Below are 20,953 nucleotides of genomic sequence, written 5' to 3' on the forward strand. Positions count from 1 at the left end.
GGAAACGACGGCGCGCGCCCGAATGGCTCCCATCCAGACCCAGAGCCCGAACCGGCCCCACCGCGGCAACGACCGCATCCCCCGGAGGAACCCCATGCAGACCGCCGCCACCTTCGCATCCGATCCCCCCGCCCTCGCCAGGCCCACCGGCCGGCAGACGGCGACGGCCGCCATGGCCTCGCTGTTCGGCTGGGGGCTCGATCTCTTCGACCTGTTCATTCTGCTCTACGTGGCGCCGGTCGTCGGCACCTTGTTCTTCCCGGCGGACAAGCCGATGCTGTCGCTGGCCGGAGCCTATGCCTCCTTCGCGGTCACGCTGCTGATCCGGCCCCTCGGCTCCGCCCTGTTCGGCTCCTATGCGGACCGCTTCGGCCGCCGCCGCGCCCTCATGGTGGCGGTAATCGGCGTCGGCCTGTCGACGGCGGTCTTCGGCCTCCTGCCGACGGTCGGCCAGATCGGATGGCTCGCCACCGCGATCTTCCTATTCTTCCGCCTCGTCCAGGGCGTCTTCGTCGGCGGTGTCGTTGCGGCATCCCACACGATCGGTACGGAATCTGTGCCGGAGCGGTGGCGGGGGCTGATGTCCGGGGCGGTCGGCAGCGGGGGCTCGGCCATCGGCGGCCTCCTGGCCTCCCTGGTCTTCTATCTCGTCTCGCTCATGGCGCCGGGCGAGGCCTTCGCCGACTGGGGCTGGCGGGTGATGTTCTTCTCGGGCCTACTGACCTCGGTGATCGGCCTGATCCTCTTCCGCAACCTCGAGGAATCCCCGATCTTCAAGGAACTGCAGGCCCGCAAGGCCGCGCTCCGGGAGGGTGCTCCGGCGAAGGCCTCGCCGATCCGCTCGCTGTTCTCGCCGTCCAACCGGGGAAGCTTCGCGGTCGCGACGCTCATCTCCTTCGGCGGCGGCGCGGCCTACTACCTCACGTCCGGCTACCTGCCGACCCTCCTCAAGCTCGTGAACGGCGTACCGAACGCCACCGCCTCGATGATCCTGATCGGCGCCAACGTGGCGGCGGCGATCGGCGCCTGCGGCATGGGCGAACTGAGCCAGCATATCGGGCGCAAGCGGTCGTTCTTGCTGATGGGAGTCATCCGCCTGTTCGCCTTTCCCGTTCTCTTCCTGACCATGGCGAACACGACGAGCCTCATGGGTGTCGCGGCCTGTGCCTTCCTTCTCTCGCTCATCGCCAACGCCAGCTACGCGCCGCTGTTGATCTTCCTCAATGAAAAATTCCCGACGGCGGTACGGGCCACGGGGACGGGCCTGACCTGGAATATCGGCTTCGCGCTGGGCGGCATGCTGCCGACGTTCGTCTCCCTCATCGCCGATGGGCCGACGCAGATCCCGATGGTGCTGACGGTCGTGATGACATGCGTCACGCTAGTCTATCTCGTTGGCGCCGTTATCACTCCGGAGACGCAGGGCAACCTCGACCGGGCGTGACGGCCCCCCATGCAGGCGGAGCCACCTCCCAGGGCGAGCGTTCTGCTGGTCCTCCGCCTGCACGCCCCTGACCAGTCCGTCCTTCCCTATTCCGAGGGAAGGACGATACGTGCTGGTCGAATCCCGGTGGGAGCGATGAAATGGCTCGTCTGCAATCCTCCGGCTTCTTCGATCTCGGCGATGGTCGACTGGAATATCATTTCGTCGGTCGACAGCCGGAGGTGGCCCCCACGCTTGTGTTGCTCCACGAAGGCCTCGGTTCGGCGATGCAATGGGGCGCTCTGCCCGAGACCCTCGCCCAAACGACAGAGTGCGGTGTCCTGGCCGTCTCCCGCCAGGGATATGGCGCGTCGAGCCCGGTGCCCTTGCCTCGCCCGGCCGACTATCTCGAGCACGAGGCCCGCACAGTCCTCCCGCGGTTACTCGACGCCGCAGATTTCAGGAGCGGCGTGATGATCGGCCACTCCGACGGCGCCTCGATCGCCGCTCTCGCCTTGGCGGAAGGCGATGCCCGCCTGCGGGGCGGTGTGCTGATCGCGCCGCATTTCTTCGTGGAGGAGGTCACGCTGTCCGCGATCCGGCGAACCCGAGCCGCCTACGAGCGGGGGCTCTTGAGGACCCGCCTCGGCCGCTGGCACACCGATGTCGAAGGGGCCTTCCGTGGCTGGAACGACGCATGGCTGGATCCGGCCCGGCGCGGATGGACGATCGAGGCTGCGCTGACACGCCTGACCGTCCCCGTGACACTTATACAGGGAACCGAGGACGCCTACGGGACGCAAGCCCAGATCGCTGCAGCCCGCAGATCGTGTCCACCCAGCCTGCTCACAGTCCGTGAGATGCCGGATGTCGGTCATGAACCACATCGCGAAGCTTTCGCGGACACGGTCGCTCTCATCTCGGCTTTCGTCGAGTATGTCTTGAAAGACGAACCAGGCTAAGGATCTGCACAATCCTGACGGCGCTATGATGAATGACAGAGCTGTCTCCGACAACAGAAGCACATCTTCAGTTCGCGGTTCTGCGAGAGGCCGAAACGCCACGTCTGCTATATGTCCCGCACTTCCGCAAATCTCCATTCCGCTTCCGGCCAGCATTTTCCATCACGAAGCACTTCTGTGAACGTCTTCGATGAGTGGTTTTCTGTCTATCGAATTTCGGCCAGCAAGGCATGAAAGCGAACGTCGGCCACATGCATACTCACGAGGGAAGCCAGGCATTGGCCTGCTTGAGGTGAGCGCCATTTGTTCGTTCAGGTGTGAGGCCTAGATCATGCTGCTATGCCACGCCATCTTCGGCCACTACCTCCCGCGTCACGGCGAATTGGCCAACACAGCCCGTAGTGCTCCGCATTTCACTGCGTTCGTGGTCAGCACGTGCAAGGCCGTTGCAAAGTTCTGCACCTGCCGCACATTGAAGCGGACCTACGGGCCTAAGATCGCGATCCTGCAAAATGCATGATCCGAGCAGGCCGCCGGCTCAGCCCGGATTGGATGGCGGATCGCCCTCCCGACCCTGAGCCGGCCGACAGGCGCCCTAGCCGTGATCGGTCCGCCGGATGCGCTGGCTTTGCTGCCCAAGGCCCTCTATCGCTAGCGAGACCGTGTCGCCCGGCTGCAACCAGACGGGCTTGGGCTTGATCCCCATGCCGACGCCCGGCGGCGTGCCCGTCGCGATGATGTCGCCGGGCAGGAGCGTCATGTATCGGGTGCAATAGGCGATGATCTCGCGAACGCCGAAGATCATCGTGCGCGAATTGCCCGTCTGACGGCGGGTTCCATTCACGTCGAGCCACATGTCGAGCTGCTGCGGATCGTGGATCTCGTCCTTTGTCACGAGCCAGGGTCCAATTGGACCGAACGTATCGCATCCCTTGCCCTTGTCCCATTGGCTGGACTGAAGCTGGAAGGCCCGCTCCGAGACGTCGTTCACGACGCAGTATCCGGCAACATGATCGAGGGCGTGCTCCTCGGTGACGTACTGCGCCGTCGATCCGATCACGACGCCGAGTTCCACTTCCCAGTCGAGCTTGGTTGAGTCGCGGGGCTGGATCGTGTCGTCGTTCGGCCCGCAGACGGCGCTCGGAGCCTTGAGGAAGATGATTGGCTCGCTCGGGATGGCCATGCCGGCCTCGGCCGCGTGGTCCGAGTAGTTGAGCCCGATGCAGATGAACTTCGAGAGGCCTGTGAAGGGAACGCCGAGGCGGGGGCTTCCTTCTACCCGGGGCAGGCGCGTCGGATCCGTCTGTGCGATCCTGGCGAGACCGTCGGGCGCGAGTTCGGACGGACCAAGATCACGGCACACCGACGAGAGGTCGCGGAGGACGCCTGCAGCATCGACCAGAGCAGGCCGCTCGGACCCAACCTCACCGTAACGACAGAGCTTCATCGATCATCTCCGGATCAAGGGCGAATCAAGTGGGAGGAAGCCGGTCCAGCGGGCGCCCCTTCGGCGAGAGAGCTGAGCCAGTCGCGGGCGAGGGGCACATCGGCCGGTGTCAGGTCGTGGCCGCAGGGTAGGACATGGTGGGTCGCTTCGGCGCCCAGCTCGGTCAGGCAAAGTGCCAGATCGGCCCCGAGTGCCGGCGGCGCGATCGTATCCGTCTCGCCCGAGACAACGACGGCGCGCTGCCCGACAAGGGCAGCGGCCGCGGTACCAGTCAGCGGTGGAACGGCGCGCAACAGGATCGCGCCCGTCAGAAGAGCAGGATGCAGAAGCATGAGTGCGGCCGCGATGTTGGCTCCGTTCGAGAAGCCGAGGGCAAGCGGAGGCCCGAAACCGTAACGGTCGCGGGCGGCCGCGACGAAGGCCGCCAGCTCATCGGCTCGGCGGACGACCTCGGATGAATCGAAACGACCGTCCGGATGGCGAGCGAAGTGGCGCAGCTTGCCACCTTCCGATACGGCTCCGCGGACGGCCAGCATCGGCGCGCCGGGGGCCGCTGCCTGGGCAAAGGGCACAAGCTCGTCTTCGTCACCTCCGGTGCCGTGCAGCAGGAGGAGCGGCGATCGGCTCCCTTCCGACGCATACCAGCGGTGGGCCAAGCTATCGAGGCTCACCGGCCTGCCTCCGACCCGAAACTGAGCCCGGAGTTGGCGGGGTGGGGCGTGACTCGCGTGAACGGGCGGCGTGTCGCCAGGAGTAGCACCACGATGCCCGTCAGCATCAGGCCCGTCATGAACCACAGGCCGGGCGTCAGGCTCCCCGTCGCGTTCCGGATCCAGCCCAGCAGGAAGGGGCTCACGAAGCCACCCGTGAGGCCAAGGCAGTTGATCAGCGCCAAGCCGCCCGCGGCCGAACGCTCGGGGAGATAGGCCATCGGGATGCCGTAGAAGATCGGCATCGCGCCGAAGAGCGTCGCGGTCGCGACGGAGAGCAGTGCCAGGACGACTGGAAGGTTCGCGCCGGCGAGGGACGCCCCAATCAGCGCGCAGGCACCGACACCGACACAGACGGCGTAGTGCCACCGCCGCTCTTGCCGTCGGTCAGAGCGTCGGGACAGCCACACCATGCCGATGCCGCCGATCGCATAGGGGATTACGGACCATAGGCCAATTTCGGCGGCTCCCTGGACACCGGCGGCCTGCATCATCACGGGCATCCAGAAGGTGATCGCATAGAGCCCGCAGACGAGGGTGAAGTACGCCAGCGCGAGGACGTAGATTCGTGGGTCGCGGAACGCCGCACCGAATGCATGGCCGCCGGCAGCCAAGTTCGCGTCCCGGTTGATCTCTGCCAAAAGGAGCATCTTCTCGGATGATGTCAGCCAGGGAGCATCTTGAGGCTTGTCGACGAGGATCCGGAGCGCGACGAGCCCGAGAAGCACGGCCGGCATGCCCTCCAGAAGGAACATCCACTGCCAGCCCCTGAGGCCGAGGACGCCCTGCATGCCTTCGAGGATGAAGCCTGAGACAGGTGCACCGATCACACCGGCGAGCATGCTGCCGCTCAGAAAAATTGCAGTCATTTCCGCCCGGCGGCGGTTCGGATACCAGAGCGTCAGATAGTACATCACCCCGGGGGCGAGGCCCGCCTCGAACGCTCCCAGGATCAGCCTCAGCGCGTAGAACGAATGGGGCCCGGTGATGAACATCGTTGCCGAGGAGGCGAGCCCCCACAGGATTAGGATGCGCGCCAGCGTTCGCCGGGCGCCGACGCGCTGAAGGACGAAGTTGCTCGGAACTTCGCACAGAAAGTAACTGACGAAAAATAGTCCGGCGGCGAGGCCGTAAACCGCGTCGTTGAAGCCCAGCTCCGCGCGCATGTGCAACTGCGCATAGCCGATATTCACCCGGTCGAGATAGGCAGCCACGTAGCATGCGAAGAGGAACGGCAGCAGCCGCCACTGCAATTTTCGATAGAGTGCGGCGCTATCCACATCATCCGTCTCGAATGACTTAGCCGGCGGTCGGCCAAGCACGGGCGGATCACCTCCGGGCGTCACGTCCATTTTCATGATCTCCCTATTCTGTTCCGGAACTTCCGTCCGGTTCGAAGGCACGCCGGGCGCAAGTTCTCTCGCGCTCGCCCTCAGAGACGTGAGAACCAGTCCTCAAGTTCGATATTGAGGGGGAGGAGGATGCGAACGACGCAGTTGTACCAAGCCGTCGTCAGGACCAGTTCTAGTCGCTCCTGCTCGTCCAGGAACCCGCACAATTCGGCCCAGAGGCCGTCATCGACACGGCCGGTCCGCGTCACGTCGCGAGCGAAGCGCATGACGGCGCGTTCGGAAGCGGTGAACCGGTCATCCGTCTCGAACTGCGCAAGCTGCTCCAGCTTGGCTTGGGACAGCCCGGCCTTCACCGCCGAGTTCCAGTGATGCGCGACCTCGTAGTCAGCCCGCGTCTCAAGCCCGACCGTCAGGACGGCTAGTTCGCGAAGTTGCCGGTCGAGCAGAGTGCTCTGGCGCAGCGACATCGCCATCGCGAGAACCCCGTCACACAGCGCAGGCGCGTTGGCGACGGCGAGAAAGACGTTCTCGACCGGCTTTCCCCGCAGCGCTTCCAGGCGGTCGAACAATCCCTGGTGATCTGGTCCGACGCTGGCCCGGCTCGCGTTCCCAATCCTCGGCACTTCGAGCTCCCAATCAGGGCGTTTGCGCGGAGTGGCGGACCGTGAAGGTAGAAGCCGTCAGCCCAGCGTCAGCGTCGTATAGCGCGCCGGGTTGCATCGATATAATGATATCGATGCATTCAATTGATCGATGCCGTCGATCGAACGGGCAGACCGATGGAACTCCGTCACCTGCGTTACTTCGTGGCTCTGGCTGAGCACCTGAGCTTCACCCGGGCCGCGCGGCAGACGCACATCACCCAATCGACCCTGTCTCACCAGATCCGGCAACTGGAGGATCAGGTCGGGCAACGCCTGTTCGACCGCGTCGGCAAGCGCGTGTTCCTCACTGAAGCCGGGCAGAACCTGCTGCCCCGTGTCCTACGGGCCCTCGGCGAACTGGACGAGGGCCTTCGGGCGCTGTCCCCCCAGGATCAGGTCCTGACCGGTTGGCTTAGGATCGCCGCGACGCACACCTTTAACGTCAATCTCGTCCCCGCCTGCCTGACCGAGTTCCTCACCCGCAATCCTTCGATGCGCGTCGTCGTGGAGGAACTCGCCGCTAGCGTGATCGAGGAGCGGCTCCTGGCCGGTGCCCTCGATCTCGGTATCTCCTACAGGCCGGACCACCAGCAGGATCTCGCCTTCGAACCCCTCTATGACGAGCCTCTGGATCTCGTGCTTTCGCCTGAACACCGGTGGGCAGCCCGGAAATGGGTCCGCATGGCGGAACTCCACCATCAGCCGGTCGTGTTGCTCTCACCGGAATTCACCACCCGCAGGCTGCTGGATGACTGCTTCCGGCAATGCGGCGCCGTCCCGCACCTCGTCGCAGAGATGAACACGATCGGTCCCATCCTCGGCCTCGTTCGGCGTATGAACATCGTCGCGATCCTGTCGAGACAGGCCGTCCCAGAGGATGGGACGCTTTTGTCGGTTCCTCTCGAAACTCCCACGCCCATGCGGAGCCCTGGCGTGCTATTGCGCCGGAACGAGGTCCTGCCTCCGCACGTCGCATCCTTCCTGCACACGCTCCGACGAGCCTGCGATAAGACTTCTCATTCGACGCGTCGGTTGTAGCGGGGATGTCGTCGCGGGAGCTCGCCAGTGTGTCCACGACCGCTACGGCGAACGAGCCCGAATTGGAGTCAGATATGGCAGCCAAGCAGGTCACCCTCACCTTCGACAACGGCCCCACACCACATGTGACGGATCAGATCCTGGGGATCCTAGACCGGGCCGGAATCAAGACCACCTTCTTCGTGATCGGGCAGAGGCTCGACGACCCCGCTGCAGCCGATCTCATGCGGGCTGCTCATACAGCGGGGCATTGGATCGGAAATCACACCTTTACGCATTCGGTGGCACTCGGGGACCGGACGGACCGGGACTATGCGCTCCGAGAGATCGAGGAGACGCAGCAAAGGATCGGTTCGCTGACGCGACCGGAGAAGCTCTTCCGCCCCTACGGGAACGACGGACTGATCGGCCGGCATCTGTTGAGTCGGGCGGCGCTCGATCACCTCCTCGCCGAACGCTACACGACGATCACCTGGAACAGCGTCCCCGGTGACTGGAAGGACGCGGACGGCTGGGTCGAGACCGCGATGGCCCAGGTGCGGGAGCAGGACTGGAGTGTCATGGTCATTCATGACATCGAGGCTGGATGCCTCGTCCGGTTGCCTGAGCTGCTTCAACGTCTGACAGATCTTGGAGCGACCTTCGAGCAGGCGATTCCGAGGTCGGTGATTTTGACCGAAGCGGGACGGACTGTGTCGATGTCTCCGGACTTCATGGCCGATTGATCGGCACACCCTCGCAGGGCGTGCGACAGATCTGCCGGCATCATCGATCGATGGCATCGATTGAAACGACGAAAATATATCATCGCAACACTGCAAAATGGCCTGCTATGCTTCGTAGCGAGATTTGGCTCGGTCGGGACGACGCGAATTATTCGAACAGGATCGCGCCGCGGAAGCCAAGCTCGCAATGGGGGATTTGGAATGGCCGATGCGTCCAAGACGCGCGTTGCTATCGAGCAAGCGTCTGAGAACGAACGAGCCAGGATCTATCGGAAGATCAGCCTCCGGCTGATCCCGATGATTTTCCTATGCTATGTCCTGAACTACATCGACCGTGTAAACGTCAGCTTCGCCAAGTTGACGTTCCAGAGTGACATCGGCCTGTCGGACGCGAGTTACGGCTTCGGCGTCGGCATCTTCTACGTCGGGTACATCCTCTTCGAGGTGCCGAGCAATCTTCTCCTTGGCCGCATTGGCGCGCGGAAGACGCTGACACGTATCATGTGTCTGTGGGGCCTCGTGTCCTGCTCGATGGCGTTTGTGACGAGCCCGGCGACCTTCTACCTGGCCAGGATCCTACTCGGTGCGGCCGAAGCTGGCTTCTTCCCGGGCATCGTCCTCTACCTCACCTTCTGGTTCCCCCATCGCCTGCGCGGGCGGGTGATGTCGCTGTTCGTCCTCGCCATTGCGGTGTCGGGCATCGTAGGCGGACCAGCCTCCGGTTGGATCATCCAGCACCTCGCTGGCGCGGCCGGCTTCAAGGGCTGGCAATGGCTGTTTCTCGTAGAGGGGGCGCTGCCGGTACTCGTCGGAGTCGGCGCGTTCTTTGTGCTGAGTGACCGACCCGCGGATGCCGCCTGGCTGACGCCACGGGAGAAGGCGATCGTGGCGGCCGATCTCTCATCCGGGACCTTCGAACAGGGACACGCGCCAGCGAGGGCCTTCCTGTCGGCCCTGCGAAATCCGAAGCTGTGGATCGCGACCTTCGGATATTTCTCCATCACCTGGGCGGGGACCGTTCTGAACTTCTGGGCGCCGACGATTATCCAGCGATCGGGCGTAGCCGACGTGTTCAGCGTCGGGCTCTTGTCGGCGATCCCCTATTCCGTGGGTGCCGTCGGCATGCTCCTGCTGTGCCGTAGTTCGGACCGGCGGCTCGAGCGGCGGTGGCATTTCGCCCTATCCGCCTTCCTGGCCGCGACGGCCGCCCTCGCCATCTCCCTCGTCGCGCAGAACGTTGCGGCGGCCATCGCCTGCCTGGCCCTGCTCGCCATCGGCTATCTGTCGGCGACCGCCCTGTTCTGGACCATACCGGTGCGCTTCCTGACCGAAGCCGAAGCCGTGGGAAGTCTCGCCTTCATCAGCAGCATGGGGCAGGTCGGAAGCCTGGCGGCGCCAATCGCGTTCGGATTTTTCACGAGCCTGACGGGCGGTCTCGCCGTCTCGACGGGTCTCGTCGCTTTCGTCCTTGCCACCGGCGGAATGGCTATTCTCTCCCTCCGCAAGCCGCGTTTGGTTGAAAGACCTCTGTCATCAAAGCCAATAAACACGGGCTGCGACTTCGGCACGCGGTCGTGACATCGCTCCTGTCGCTAGTGTCCAATTCCACAGCGGGCATGCTCTGAAGCGGATCGGCCGCTTACGGCCAGACTACGTCTCGCCGGATCGTCGGGGCGCGTAGGACCGACCGTTTCGCTTCGCGCTCAACCCGGCCATTCGGGGTACACCGCCGTGTTCTCCGAAGCGGACGCTCCGGCAGCGCCACGCGTAAGACGGTGGATCGCGCGCACCTGCTCTCGATTGTCGAGAAGATCCAGGCCAGGAATGCCGCCCCGCTGATCCGCGCTGAGGCCGTCGCGGCGGATGCGTCTTCATTCGGGCCTGCCTGAACAAGGTGGAGAATCAACCCGAACGCGCCCGCGCTGAGGCGTTCTGGGACCGCGTCATGCAGGAAGTCGCCCAACATCGGCTACGGTATCGCCTTCGGGCGCGCGATAGTCGCTCTCCCGAGGAGCGACCTGGCGCAGGTCAGCCCATCGCATTGCGGAGTTCGCCTACGTGGATGTCGTCGAGATCCATCGCTCGCCGTGGCGGACCATCGGCCTCTTCCTGGCCTCCGTCGGTTTCGCGGCCTTCGCCGGCTGGCTGATCTATGCGCACCCGACAATCGGGCGCACGGCCGTGACGCCCGGAAGCTTCGCCGAGTTCGAGGCCTATGCCGGCGTCGCGTTCTTCGGCCTCTGCACGGTGCTGATCTTCCCCAAGCTGTTCCAGTCGAAACCGGTGGTGTCCGTCGGGCCGCGTGGGATCTACGATCGCAGGCTGTCGACCGACTGGATCCCCTGGGAGACGATCCGCAGCGTGACCCCGATGCAAATCCAGCGGCAGCGCATGCTGGTGCTGGAGATCGACCCGACGGCCGACGCGCATCTGTCCTGGACGAAGGGGGCGCGCCGCAGGGCCAAACTGAATCGGGTCTTCGGGCGGTCCGGTTACTGGATGACGGCGGCCGATCTGCGCGGCGGCTTCCCGGCATTGGCCGAGGCGGTGTCCGCGGCCCGGCGCAACGCGTAGCCTGGGGTCCGCCGGCTATTCCATCGCCGCCCGGTCGCTCATCCGGGAACTGACCCGGTGATCGCGGCTCTCCAGCCCGGCTGTCGACGAAATCACGACGTCGGACAGGCCGAGCCACGAGGCCATCAATCGCAACTCCGCGAGTATCCGCTCCATCGTAGCCGCCGGCGCACCCGGCTCTTGATGCGCGCGTAGGACGATCAGCGCCCCGGCCCGTCGATCCGCCTTCAGGTCGACCCTGGCTACCAGCGCGCCGTCCATGAGGAACGGCAGCACGTAGTAGCCGTGCTCGCGCTTGTGGGCGGGCGTGTAGATCTCGAGGCGGTACCGGAATCCGAAGAGGCGCTCCGTCCGTGGCCGGTGCCAGACGAGCGGGTCGAACGGCGACAGGAGGGCCGCGCCGCGGTGACGGCGGCCGGGCCGGGCATCCCTGTGCAGGTACGCCTGCTGCTGCCATCCGCGGACGGTCACGGGAATGAGCACGCCCTCCTCGACGAGCTGCTCGATGGGCAGGCGCGCCTCGGTCGGCGAAAGGCGGTAGTAGTCGCGCAGGTCGTTCGCGGTCGCCACGCCGAGCGCCTCCGCGGATCGCGCGACGAGTTCGCGCCGGGCGTCCACCGGAGCCGGGGTCGGTCGGGCGAGGACGGAGCGGGGCAGCACCCGTTCGGGCAGGTCGTATACGCGCTCGAAGCTGCCCCTCCGATGCGTCGACGCCACGAGTCCTGCCCAAAAGAGCCATTCGAGCGCGTGCTTGGCATCGCTCCAGACCCACATGCCCTTGGACGCCTTCGGGCCCGAGACGTCGGAGGCAGCCAGCGGGCCCTCCTGCCCGATCCGGGCGAGCATGGCGTCCGCCTCCGCGCGCCGCTCGCCCGCGAACGCCTTGAGCTGGTTCCATACGCCGTGGCCCTGGCGGGCGCGGTCCATGCGCCAGCGCAGCAGAGGCTGGAGATCGATCGGCAGGAGGGACGCCTCGTGACCCCAGTACTCGAAGAAGCGCTTCGAGCCTGCGACAGCCAGGGCATCGAGGGCGCCGCGGTCGTAGGGCCCCAGGCGCGAGAACAGCGGCATGTAGTGGGCGCGGACGAGGACGTTCACGCTGTCGATCTGGAGCAGGCCCAGGCGGCCTATCTGCCGACGCATCCGCGAGACGGCGATCCCGTCCGACAGCGGGCGCATGCCGAGGCCCTGGGCGGTCAGCGCGATGCGGCGCGCTTCGGTAATCGACAGTTCCAGCTTCGATCCAGCCATGGGATGGGCGGGGAGGCGGGCGTCACGATCCTACGGCCGCAGGTGCTGACCTTCGGAGGATACCCTCCACCGTCATCTGCTCAGCGGATCGTGTGGCTGGCGGCCTCGACGGTGGCTGGCCGGGACGGCTTGTTGAACACCGTCTGGCAGCCCGGACTCAGGCGCGCCCTGTTCCGGACCATGCAGGCCGTGATCCGGTCACGGTCCGGGATCTCGCTCAGGCAGAGCTTGAATGCGTCTCCTCGGCACAGGCGCGCCGCCTCGGCATCGTCGGCCCTGGCGGGCGTGCCGACGAAGGGCGTCGATGCGACGACGACGGCGGACAGACAGACGATTGCTTTCATGGTGCCGAGGTGCCCGATCTGGATCCTTCCGAAGGGCGGGCGTCCGATGGGCCAAGTGGCATCTGCGCTCGCCGATCCCACAACAGGATCCGGAACCTCGGGTTCCGCCCGGGGATGCCGCCCCATGCGCCCGGCACAGGCGCACCATTCGTGGGCAGGGCCAGCGGCCCGGTCTACCGGTCGCAGCGGCCGTCGATCCGGTCCTGAAGACCAATCGCGACATAGACGAAGGCGCCGAGCAGGGCGACGGCCGTGGGCGTCGCAAACAGGAGCCACGTGTAGTCGTGCGGGCTCATCGCAGCTCCTTCGCACCCAGGGGGAGGGGCGTGCCCGCCCATGGATGGACCCGAACGGCGGGAAGCGATAGCCGGCCGGGCCTCAGGCTCGGCTTCCCGGCTACCTCGTGGCGCAGCGCTTCAGGGTGAACGGCTCGCCGGCCTTGAAGCCGCGTGCGATCGACGCGATCATCGTGTCGCCGGCGACCGAGAGCGTCCATCGCGCCTTCCTGGCCGAAGGACCGCCGCCGCAGACCTCGTCGAGCTTCCATCCGAAGCTGCCGGCCGTACCGCTCCCAAGAAAAAACGCCCCCGACGTTTCTGACGAGGGCGCGAGGTGCGTTGAGGACGACCCATGCGTCAGGTCACTGGTATAATGCATGCCAGAGCGAGAGGTGCAACTCCCAAGTCCCGGCCACCTAGCTTGCGATCCGCGCTGGGACCACAACGGCTGCCTCGATCCAGTTTGCAGTCGGGATGGCGTACAACGCTCGGCCGACGACACGCGAGAGTGCATGACATCGCTGCTGCAGATCTCATCGACCGACACGAGTACGATACTGGCCCTCAACAACGCGCACGCGGCCGAGCTCTCCCTGCTCGACGAGGAAGGTCTCTCCGAGCTCGTGGCGGGGAGCTTCCACGTACGCCGGATTGGCCGCAATGACGCTTTCCTTATCGCCCTCGATGAGCGGCATCCGACCTATGCGAGCCCGAACTATCTATGGTTCCGCAGTCGCTACCCGCGCTTCGTGTACGTCGACCGGGTCGTGGTCGCCGGCATTGCCCGCGGCCTCGGCCATGCGCGGCGGCTCTACGAGGATCTCTTCCGGAAGGCCCGCGAGGCCGGTCACGACCTGATCGTGTGCGAAGTCAACTCGATGCCGCCCAACCCGAGCTCGGACGCCTTCCACGCCCGGCTCGGTTTCGAGGAGGTCGGCGCAGCCACCATTCTCGGCGGAGCCAAGACCGTCCGCTATCTCGCTCATCGCCTGCCCGGCCCACGCTGACCTTGCACGAGCCGACGGCAAGTCCATACAGACAGGCCAGTCAGGTTCGTCGACGCCCGCGCTTTCCCGATGCCTCCCGAGGCCGCGCGGCACGCTCGAAGCCGGCCCAGGGATCCTTGCCGAGCGCCGCCAAGCGACCGGGCAGGGTGGCGACGTCGAAGCGCGCTCCGGAACCGAGGGACGGGAGTTCGTCCCAGCCGACCGGCACCGAGACCGGCGCTCCCGCGCGGGCGCGGGTCGAGAAGGCCGCGACCGCGGTCGCACCACGCTGGTTGCGCAGGTAGTCGATGAAGATGCGACCGTCCCTGGCCTTCTTCGACACGGTCGCGACGTAGCGGTCGGGCGCGTCCCTGGCCATCTCGGAGGCGAGCCCCTTCGAGAACGCCTTCGCCTCATCCCACCCAGCCTTCGGTTCGACCGGGACGACGACGTGCAGTCCCTTGCCGCCGGTGGTCTTGACGAAGGCGCCGAATCCCGACGTTCGCACCCGTTCGCGGACCTCGAGCGCGCCGGCGACGAGGTCGGTCCAGGCCACCCCGTCCCCGGGATCCAGATCGAAGACCAAGCGGTCCGGCCGATCCGGGTCCGCGGCCGTCGCGCCCCAGGGATGGATCTCCAGGACGCTCGCCTGGACCAGGGCGCGCAGGCCATCCGGGTCGCCGATCACGACCGCCTTCCCGGTCCCGCCTTCGAGGACGCGGAGAAGGCGTTCGTCGATCCCGGACCAGCCGTGCTTCTGGTAGAAGCACGAGCCGAGGCCAGCCGGGCACCGGACGAGCGACAGAGGCCGGTCGATCACGTGCGGCAGGATGCGCTCGGCGATCTCGGCGTAGTACTCCGCCAGCCCCTCCTTCGTCAGGCCGACGTCGGGCCAGAGCACGCGATCTGGATGCGTGAGCGTCACGGTCGACTCCGCGGTTCTCCGCTTCGGCGCCCGTGAGCGCGCCGGCGCCGCCTTCCGCGCGACCCCGTCGGGCGCCACGCCGGTCCGGATGGTCTTGAAAGACGCATGCCGCAGTTGACCGTCGGCGGTCCATCCGCGGAACGTCACCTCGCAGACGAGACGAGGCTCCACCCATCGTGCATTGCGGCGCGCCAGGGGCGGCAGTTCGGCGTCGAACGGCGGCGCTGGGATCCGCAGGGACTCCAGCTTCACCCAGAGCTCGCGCGCGACCGCGTCGCCTAACCCCGTACCCACCCGTCCCACGTGGACGAGGGTGCCATCCTGGTGTGTTCCCAGGATCAACGAGCCGACGGATTTAGGGGCCGTGCCTGAGGGCATGAAGCCCGCGACGACGAAATCCTGGGAGCCGGTGCATTTCACCTTGCGCCAGAGATCGCTTCGTCCGGAGCGGTAGGCCGCGTCGGCCCGCTTGGCGACGATGCCTTCGAGCCCGAGGCGGCAGGCATGGCGGGCCATGGCCGCACCGTCGTCGATGAGATGCTCGCTGAACCGGATCCGGTCGGCGGACCCCGCATCGGCCAGGCTCTGCAGCAGCAGAGCCTTGCGCTCGGTCAGGGGGAGGGCGCGGATGTCCTTGCCGTCGATGTAGAGCAAGTCGAAGGCGTAGAAGAGCGCCGCGCCCGTGTAGCCGTCAGCGAGGGCCTGCTGAAGCGCCGCGAAGCTCGAGATGCCGCTCGCGTTCTCGACGACGATCTCGCCGTCGATCAGGGCGGAGGGCAGCTTCAGCTTCTGGAGGGCCTTCGCGATCGGCTCGAACTTCGCCGTCCAGTCGAGGCCGGATCGCGTCGACAGCTTCACGGCACCTCCGTCGATGCGCGCCTGCATGCGGTAGCCGTCGTGCTTAATCTCGTACAGCCAGCCCTCTCCGGTCGGCGCCGCGTCGACGAGGGTCGCCAAGGCCGGCTCGACGAAGGGCGGCAGCACGGCCTTGCGGGCGCGCGGGGACCGGGCCGAGGCGGTCTTCGTCACGCGCGTCAAGGCAACTTTCGCACGTGCCGCGTGGTCGGGTCTGATCTCGCCGCCGGCGGCGAGATCGCGGTTGGTCCGGCCCGACAGGACCGACGCATCGTGCTCGCCGAGGATGTCGCCCTCGCGGCGGGCATGCTCGTCCTCGGCCTTCATCAGCAGCCACGGCTGCCTCTTCTCGCCGCCGCGACCCTTCATGCGCACGAGATGCCAACGGCCGCCGAGCCGCTCTCCGTGCAGAACGAACTCGAGGTGGCCCTTCTCGAGACCGGCGGTCGCATCGCCGACCGGTTCCCAGGAGCCGATGTCCCAGACGATCATGGTTCCGCCGCCGTACTGGCCCTTGGGGATCGCCCCTTCCCAGCGCAGGTAGTCGAGGGGGTGGTCCTCGGTGCGGACGGAGAGCCGCTTCTCGGCCGGCGATAGGCTCGGCCCGCGGGTGACGGCCCAGCTCTTGAGCACCCCGTCCATCTCCAGCCGCAGATCGTAGTGCAGGCGTCGGGCGTCGTGCTTCTGGACGACGAAGCGCGCCTTGGCGGTCTTCCGGCCACGGCGCCCACGAGGCTCGGGCGAGGACTCGAAGTCCCGCTTCTCGCGGTACGGCTTGAGGAGTTCGGACATGACTTCCGGCAAACCGCGCGGCCGATCGCCGGTTCCGGGATGCCGCTTCGACTGCGGGGGCAGGCAAGATCTCGCAAGTTATCCACAGGGCAAACTGTGCAGGAACGAGTCGAGAGCGACTCTCGTTGAGTCGCCGAATTCGTGGTCGGCATCGCATCGACTCATCGCCGGCGACGAATACTTGTGCGAATTCTGGAGGCTGCGGTGGCATCTCGCGCCAATTGGAAGGGGCACCTGCGACTTTCACTCGTCTCCTGCTCCGTCGGGCTGTATCCGGCGATCAGCTCGTCGCGGGACCTGAAGTGCCACACGATCAACCGTGAGACCGGCAACCGCGTGAAGCAGCTGCTGGTCGACTCGGTGACCGGGGAGAGTGTCAACCGCGATGACCAAGTGAAGGGCTGCGAGGTCGCCAAGGACGACCTCGTCCCCGTCGAGGACGAGGAGCTCAGCGAGATCGCGCTGGAAAGCACGCATACGATCAACATCGAGGCGTTCTGCAAGCGCGAGGAGGTCGACGAGCGCTACCTCGACAAGCCCTACTACCTCGCGGCCGAGGACAAGGTCTCGCGCGAGGCGTTCGCCGTCATCCGGGATGCGATGAGGAAGAAGGGGATGGCGGGCCTGGGCCGGATCGTCATCTACAAGCGGGAGCGCATCGTCCTGATCGAGCCCTACGGCAAAGGCCTGCTGGCGACCCTGCTGCGGTACCAGGACGAGATCCGGTCGCCCACCGCCTACTTCGAGGACATGCCGGACGGCAATCCGACCGACGAGATGCGGTCCCTGGCTGAGGAGCTGATCGCCCGGTCGACGAGGAAGTTCGATCCGTCGAAGTTCGAGGACCGCTACGAGGAAGCGCTGATCGCGCTGGTCAAGGGCAAGGCGAAGAAGCCCGAGAAGGGCAAGGGTCGATCGAAGGTGGCGGCACCGAGCTCCAGCAACGTCGTGAACCTGATGGAGGCCCTCAGGCGCAGCATCGACTCCGAGAAGGGTGGATCCTCCGCTCAGCCGGCCGCTGCCCGGAAGAAGGCGGGTTCGAAGCGGTCGCGGCTAAATTCGAACCGCGGCGCGGGCAAGGCGACGTCCTCGAAGTCGCGGAAGGCCGCGTGATGGCCGCTCGTCCGCTCCGGCCTCCGGCCCTGGCCCTCTCCCGTAGCGCCGCACGGCGGCGACGGGCGTGCCGTTTGCTCGAGAGACTCGGCTACGACCCGCTCGGGTTCTCCTCCAACAAGGATGCGGAGGCGTGGCTGGAGGAGGACACGCCGGAAGCCGCGATCGTGGACGATCCCTGCGATAGAGAACTGGAAGGCCTGTTCAGCGTCCTCAAGGCGCGGAACGTCGATCTGATCGCCCTGGATGGCCCGCCGCCGCAGCCTTCCAGGGCGTGAGGCTGGAAATTCCGGTCACGACATGGCGACATGACCGAGCCGGGTCTTGGCGAACTGAGGCTGACCGAAGCGGGCCTTCGGTATCAGGTAGTTGACGAGAGCGGCGACGAGATCACAAGGGACGAGTTCCTTGTGCTTCTCGAGTATGAATTCGGCATAGTTTGCGTTGCCGGACACGCCGCAGGCGAGGCAATATCGAACCACGGCCTCGGTCGAGCGTCCTTGAAGCGATAGATACGTGTCGATATTCTTCACGAACACGGTATCCGCAAACACCGTCCGACCTCTGGCCATGTGATCCCTGTGCCGGGTCGCGTACCGCCAATTCTCATTGGTCAGATGCAGCACCTCGAAATCTTGTCCGCGCATGTAGGCGACGGTCTCGTCGAAGTGCGGCTCCCCCTCGTAGGCCGGCATGAAACGGAGCTCGGCCTGTACGACGGCGGCCCCGGCGATGTGCTGCCGGGCGTCGCGCAGGACCAAGCCGTCTATGCCCTCCAGATCGCTCTTGAAATAGTCGAGACCTGAGACCCCGATTTCATCGAGGGCATCCGACATGCGCTTGGCTTTGACCTTGTGAACCGCTTTGACCCGTGCCAGATCCCGGAGGCCGAACGCCTCGAGGACCTCCTGCTTGTCCTCCAGCAGTGAGGACGCGTAGATGAAGTGCTTCTCGCGGAATTCATAGTCTCCCGCGGTAGGAGCGATGACACAGTTGATAGGCGAGTACCGACCGAACTTCGATCTGTTGGAGCCTACAGACAGAGCGTCGAGCGATATGAAGTGGATCGCGCTAGCGATCTCGGATGGGACGCGCACGATCGCCTCGCCCGAGGATCCGAAATCCGCCATGTTGAGAAAACCGTTGAGGCACGCCGTTATTGTCCGCGCATCCTTCTTGGCGTCATCACTTATCGCTTCGACACGATCGGCGAATTCCTCGACGGAAAAGCTCCGCAGAAGGGCCGAGCACGTGCCGAGGAGGTCGCTGTCGAATGGATTCTCCAGGACTATTGCCGAGATGTAGTTGACCGCGTTCGGCAGGTCGCCTTGTTGGAAGCTGACGACCGAAAGTCCGATCAAGGCTCGAGGGTTTCTGTCTTCTACCTTGAGTATCGCCTCCAGAAGATTTCTGGCTTCTTGGTGCCGTCCCGCTTGGATATCGGCGTTGGCTCGATCGAGAGCTTCATCGACGGACATCTCGGCCATTCTATTGCGCCCACGCTGGAGATTGCAGGTGGCTTATGCAAGCGCGCGAAGGGTCCTTGGCGCAGCCTGGCAAGACACCGCGACAGTGACCTGAGGCATGGTCCGCCACATCTGTCTTAAGGGTTAACGCTTGCTTATGCCGGTTGGCCGCTCGAGCCGCCGGGATGGAACTGTTGTTGCCCCCTAAAAACCGGACAGGGTCTCCTGGGTTGATCGGGTGATGAACTCGCGCGGCGAGCGGTAGCCGAGCGCGCGATGAGGATGAAGGTCGTTGTAGTGCGCCAGCCAAACGGGGAGCTGGCGCAGCACGCTCTCGGCATCCGGTAGCACCGAGACACGCACGTAGTCGCGTTTCAAGGTTCGCACGAACGCTTCGGCCATGCCGTTGCTCTGCGGGCTCTCCAGCGGCGTCGTCTTCGGTATCAAGCCGAGTTCGCGGGCGAAGCGGCGCGTGTCGCGGGCGACGTAGCAACTGCCGTTGTCAGTCAGCCACTCGATCAGGCTCGGTAGCTGGTTGACCGCCCCGAAGCGATGCTCGACGGCCGCCACCATCAGGTCGCGGACGTCCTCGCCCGTGATGCCCGCCGTGGTCGCCACGTAGCTCATCGCTTCCCGATCGCAGCAATCGAGCGCGAAGGCGACCCGCACACGCTCACCGTTCTCTGCTGCGATCTCTAGCCCGTCCGAGCACCAGCGCGTGTTGCGCGTGGCCACCGCCACCTTGCCCTCGTGACGGCGCGTCTCGGCTCCGCCCACATGTCGCTGCAGCAGGAGACCGTGCACCTTCATGACCCGGTAGACCCGCTTGGCGTTCGGTGCAGGCCGACCGTCCCGCTCGGCCTGCCGGCGCAGAAGGGCATGGACGCGCCGATAGCCGTAGGTCGGCAGATCGGCGATGAGCGCCTGGATCGCGCCGAGCAACGCGGCGTCGGGTGCAGGCGGACGGCCGCGTCGGCCCCTGGGCTTCCAGGCGGGGGAGGCCTGCCTGGACGAGGCGAGGTGCGGGCGTGACACGCTCAAAGCTGCGGCCACAGCGCTCACCGGCCGTCCCCCGGCCACGAGGTCACGCGCGAGGGCAACTTTTTGGGGGCGGCGACCCGCTCCATCGCCTCGCGCAGGATCTCGGTCTCGAGCGTCTTCTTGCCCAGGAGCCGCTGCAGTTCGCGGATCTGCTGCTGGGCAGCCCGCAGCTCGGAGGCTGGCACCACCTCTTCACCGGCACCGGCGGCCGTGAACGCGCCGCGCTCCATCAGCCGACGCCACGTGAACAGCTGGTTGGCGTTCAGCCCGTGGCGGCGGGCGACGAGCGAGACGGACTGACCGGGCAGATAGGTCTCCTCGACGAGGCGCACCTTCTCCTGCGTGGTCCAATGTCGACGCCGCTGGACGGAGGTGATCACCTCGACGCGTTCGGCGCGGGGCGGGTCGTTAGAACTCACCATACGGTCGGTCATAGGCACACACTTCCATAAGCGTGAGCCCCTGTCCGGTCATTTTGGGGGCTACTTCAGGAACCGGAGGCTCTCGGTCAAGGCCAGGACATCTGCTTATGAGTGACGCGTTTCGCTCCGTTCCTTTCCGATCCGGATCGATTGAAGGCCGTCCGCATCTCTGGTCGGCCTTTTCCGAAGCGATTGTTCCGCTTTCGGCCAGCATCTGCCACCACGACGCGCCCATCTGAACGTCCAAAATGGGTGGATGAACGAACCCGCTCGCGCGGGAGGGGTGGCAGCGTCGACGTCGGCGGGTTGAGCCGAAGGCCCTGCGCCGATTGAGCGTCGCCCGGCCCGGGCGGACGATCCCGGCTCCCTTCGAGCGGAGCCATCCCATGACCGTCCTTGCCGTTCCCGCCGCTGCCGGCGGCTCGCTGCGTCAGCGCCTGATCGACGACATGACCCTGCGCCGGTTCTCCCGGGCGACGCAGCGCAACTACATCCGCGACGTCGGGCGGCTGGCCGCCTTCCTGCGGCGATCGCCCGATACCGCGACCGGTGACGACCTGCGCCGCTTCCAGATCGCCCAGCAGGAACTCGGCCTCGGCGTGCCG

21 protein-coding genes are annotated in these 20,953 nt (G+C 65.8%); 10 read left to right on the forward strand and 11 right to left on the reverse strand.

Features of this window, described 5'->3' with window-relative positions:
• Positions 1-94 precede the first annotated feature (94 nt).
• Positions 95-1,444, forward strand: a complete 1,350-nt coding sequence (locus BM419_RS27730; RefSeq protein WP_056531130.1) for an MFS transporter — start codon at positions 95-97, stop codon at positions 1,442-1,444.
• Positions 1,445-1,584: 140 nt separating this feature from the next.
• On the forward strand, positions 1,585-2,385 hold the full coding sequence (locus BM419_RS27735) for an alpha/beta fold hydrolase (protein ID WP_056531133.1): 801 nt from the start codon (positions 1,585-1,587) through the stop codon (positions 2,383-2,385).
• Between the two features lie 595 nt (positions 2,386-2,980).
• Here the strand turns inward: BM419_RS27735 and BM419_RS27740 are convergent.
• The 4 genes from BM419_RS27740 to BM419_RS27755 all read right to left on the reverse strand — a co-directional run bounded on the left by BM419_RS27740 (position 2,981) and on the right by BM419_RS27755 (position 6,463).
• Positions 2,981-3,832 (reverse strand): fumarylacetoacetate hydrolase family protein, encoded by an 852-nt coding sequence (locus BM419_RS27740; protein ID WP_056531136.1) that lies wholly within the window; start codon positions 3,830-3,832, stop codon positions 2,981-2,983.
• A 14-nt stretch (positions 3,833-3,846) separates the two neighbouring features.
• Positions 3,847-4,503: an alpha/beta hydrolase gene (locus BM419_RS27745; protein ID WP_056531139.1), complete on the reverse strand. Its 657-nt coding sequence runs from the start codon at positions 4,501-4,503 to the stop codon at positions 3,847-3,849.
• On the reverse strand, positions 4,500-5,894 hold the full coding sequence (locus BM419_RS27750) for an MFS transporter (RefSeq protein ID WP_244492141.1): 1,395 nt from the start codon (positions 5,892-5,894) through the stop codon (positions 4,500-4,502). Before BM419_RS27750 ends, BM419_RS27745 begins: the two co-directional genes overlap by 4 nt.
• A gap of 80 nt (positions 5,895-5,974) precedes the next feature.
• Complete coding sequence (locus BM419_RS27755) at positions 5,975-6,463, reverse strand: carboxymuconolactone decarboxylase family protein (RefSeq protein WP_020096256.1); 489 nt, start codon at positions 6,461-6,463, stop codon at positions 5,975-5,977.
• 210 nt (positions 6,464-6,673) lie between these two features.
• Between BM419_RS27755 and BM419_RS27760 the strand changes: the two genes are divergently transcribed.
• The 4 genes from BM419_RS27760 to BM419_RS27775 all read left to right on the forward strand — a co-directional run bounded on the left by BM419_RS27760 (position 6,674) and on the right by BM419_RS27775 (position 10,875).
• A complete protein-coding gene (locus BM419_RS27760) occupies positions 6,674-7,576 on the forward strand; it encodes a LysR substrate-binding domain-containing protein (RefSeq protein ID WP_020096257.1) in 903 nt (300 codons plus the stop codon).
• A 74-nt stretch (positions 7,577-7,650) separates the two neighbouring features.
• Positions 7,651-8,301 carry a polysaccharide deacetylase family protein gene (locus BM419_RS27765; protein WP_029359437.1) on the forward strand — a complete coding sequence of 217 codons (651 nt, stop codon included), beginning with the start codon at positions 7,651-7,653 and terminating at the stop codon, positions 8,299-8,301.
• A gap of 201 nt (positions 8,302-8,502) precedes the next feature.
• Positions 8,503-9,879 (forward strand): MFS transporter, encoded by a 1,377-nt coding sequence (locus tag BM419_RS27770; RefSeq protein WP_056531145.1) that lies wholly within the window; start codon positions 8,503-8,505, stop codon positions 9,877-9,879.
• 480 nt (positions 9,880-10,359) lie between these two features.
• Entirely contained in the window at positions 10,360-10,875 is a 516-nt protein-coding gene (locus BM419_RS27775; RefSeq protein ID WP_020096260.1) for an STM3941 family protein, read from the forward strand.
• A 15-nt stretch (positions 10,876-10,890) separates the two neighbouring features.
• Here BM419_RS27775 and BM419_RS27780 read toward each other — a convergent pair whose 3' ends face one another.
• From BM419_RS27780 to BM419_RS27790, 4 genes are all read right to left on the reverse strand, one after another.
• Positions 10,891-12,126: a winged helix-turn-helix domain-containing protein gene (locus BM419_RS27780; RefSeq protein ID WP_020096261.1), complete on the reverse strand. Its 1,236-nt coding sequence runs from the start codon at positions 12,124-12,126 to the stop codon at positions 10,891-10,893.
• Positions 12,127-12,206: 80 nt separating this feature from the next.
• Complete coding sequence (locus BM419_RS27785; protein ID WP_020096262.1) at positions 12,207-12,470, reverse strand: hypothetical protein; 264 nt, start codon at positions 12,468-12,470, stop codon at positions 12,207-12,209.
• A gap of 173 nt (positions 12,471-12,643) precedes the next feature.
• Entirely contained in the window at positions 12,644-12,766 is a 123-nt protein-coding gene (locus tag BM419_RS33310; RefSeq protein WP_280141603.1) for a hypothetical protein, read from the reverse strand.
• Positions 12,767-12,866: 100 nt separating this feature from the next.
• Positions 12,867-13,127, reverse strand: a complete 261-nt coding sequence (locus tag BM419_RS27790) for a hypothetical protein (RefSeq protein ID WP_056531148.1) — start codon at positions 13,125-13,127, stop codon at positions 12,867-12,869.
• Positions 13,128-13,260: 133 nt separating this feature from the next.
• On the opposite strand from BM419_RS27790, the gene BM419_RS27795 reads away from it, so the two are divergent.
• Entirely contained in the window at positions 13,261-13,755 is a 495-nt protein-coding gene (locus tag BM419_RS27795) for a GNAT family N-acetyltransferase (RefSeq protein ID WP_056531151.1), read from the forward strand.
• 40 nt (positions 13,756-13,795) lie between these two features.
• Here the strand turns inward: BM419_RS27795 and ligD are convergent, their stop codons facing one another.
• Positions 13,796-16,306 carry a DNA ligase D gene (gene ligD / locus BM419_RS27800; RefSeq protein ID WP_091928338.1) on the reverse strand — a complete coding sequence of 837 codons (2,511 nt, stop codon included), beginning with the start codon at positions 16,304-16,306 and terminating at the stop codon, positions 13,796-13,798.
• A 204-nt stretch (positions 16,307-16,510) separates the two neighbouring features.
• On the opposite strand from ligD, the gene BM419_RS27805 reads away from it, so the two are divergent.
• Together BM419_RS27805 and BM419_RS27810 are read left to right on the forward strand one after the other, a co-directional pair.
• Positions 16,511-17,419, forward strand: coding sequence for a non-homologous end joining protein Ku (locus tag BM419_RS27805; RefSeq protein ID WP_029359445.1), 909 nt, complete (start codon positions 16,511-16,513; stop codon positions 17,417-17,419).
• 74 nt (positions 17,420-17,493) lie between these two features.
• Positions 17,494-17,697, forward strand: a complete 204-nt coding sequence (locus BM419_RS27810; protein WP_020096268.1) for a hypothetical protein — start codon at positions 17,494-17,496, stop codon at positions 17,695-17,697.
• 15 nt (positions 17,698-17,712) lie between these two features.
• On the opposite strand, the gene BM419_RS27815 is transcribed toward BM419_RS27810, so the two are convergent.
• Together BM419_RS27815 and BM419_RS27820 are read right to left on the reverse strand one after the other, a co-directional pair.
• On the reverse strand, positions 17,713-18,906 hold the full coding sequence (locus BM419_RS27815; RefSeq protein ID WP_082558013.1) for a tetratricopeptide repeat protein: 1,194 nt from the start codon (positions 18,904-18,906) through the stop codon (positions 17,713-17,715).
• 183 nt (positions 18,907-19,089) lie between these two features.
• A protein-coding gene (locus BM419_RS27820; RefSeq protein WP_244540893.1) for an IS3 family transposase occupies positions 19,090-20,348 on the reverse strand; the annotation gives its coding sequence in 2 pieces (ribosomal slippage) (positions 19,090-19,979 and positions 19,979-20,348; 1,260 coding nt in all).
• A gap of 386 nt (positions 20,349-20,734) precedes the next feature.
• On the opposite strand from BM419_RS27820, the gene BM419_RS27825 reads away from it, so the two are divergent.
• Positions 20,735-20,953 (forward strand): phage integrase N-terminal SAM-like domain-containing protein (locus BM419_RS27825; protein ID WP_175556393.1); only part of this gene is annotated, 219 nt, incomplete at its 3' end.

The organism is Methylobacterium sp. yr668, assembly GCF_900116245.1.
In the GTDB taxonomy this organism is placed as follows: Bacteria; Pseudomonadota; Alphaproteobacteria; order Rhizobiales; family Beijerinckiaceae; genus Methylobacterium.

Coding starts and splice junctions, on each gene's coding strand:
- BM419_RS27730 (WP_056531130.1), top strand. CDS start 95: ATGCAGACCGCCGCCACCTTCGCATCCGATCCCCCCGCCCTCGCCAGG.
- BM419_RS27735 (WP_056531133.1), top strand. CDS start 1,585: ATGGCTCGTCTGCAATCCTCCGGCTTCTTCGATCTCGGCGATGGTCGA.
- BM419_RS27740 (WP_056531136.1), bottom strand. CDS start 3,832: ATGAAGCTCTGTCGTTACGGTGAGGTTGGGTCCGAGCGGCCTGCTCTG.
- BM419_RS27750 (WP_244492141.1), bottom strand. CDS start 5,894: ATGGACGTGACGCCCGGAGGTGATCCGCCCGTGCTTGGCCGACCGCCG.
- BM419_RS27760 (WP_020096257.1), top strand. CDS start 6,674: ATGGAACTCCGTCACCTGCGTTACTTCGTGGCTCTGGCTGAGCACCTG.
- BM419_RS27765 (WP_029359437.1), top strand. CDS start 7,651: ATGGCAGCCAAGCAGGTCACCCTCACCTTCGACAACGGCCCCACACCA.
- BM419_RS27770 (WP_056531145.1), top strand. CDS start 8,503: ATGGCCGATGCGTCCAAGACGCGCGTTGCTATCGAGCAAGCGTCTGAG.
- BM419_RS27780 (WP_020096261.1), bottom strand. CDS start 12,126: ATGGCTGGATCGAAGCTGGAACTGTCGATTACCGAAGCGCGCCGCATC.
- BM419_RS27785 (WP_020096262.1), bottom strand. CDS start 12,470: ATGAAAGCAATCGTCTGTCTGTCCGCCGTCGTCGTCGCATCGACGCCC.
- BM419_RS33310 (WP_280141603.1), bottom strand. CDS start 12,766: ATGAGCCCGCACGACTACACGTGGCTCCTGTTTGCGACGCCCACGGCC.
- BM419_RS27790 (WP_056531148.1), bottom strand. CDS start 13,127: ATGCATTATACCAGTGACCTGACGCATGGGTCGTCCTCAACGCACCTC.
- BM419_RS27795 (WP_056531151.1), top strand. CDS start 13,261: ATGACATCGCTGCTGCAGATCTCATCGACCGACACGAGTACGATACTG.
- ligD (WP_091928338.1), bottom strand. CDS start 16,306: ATGTCCGAACTCCTCAAGCCGTACCGCGAGAAGCGGGACTTCGAGTCC.
- BM419_RS27815 (WP_082558013.1), bottom strand. CDS start 18,906: ATGGCCGAGATGTCCGTCGATGAAGCTCTCGATCGAGCCAACGCCGAT.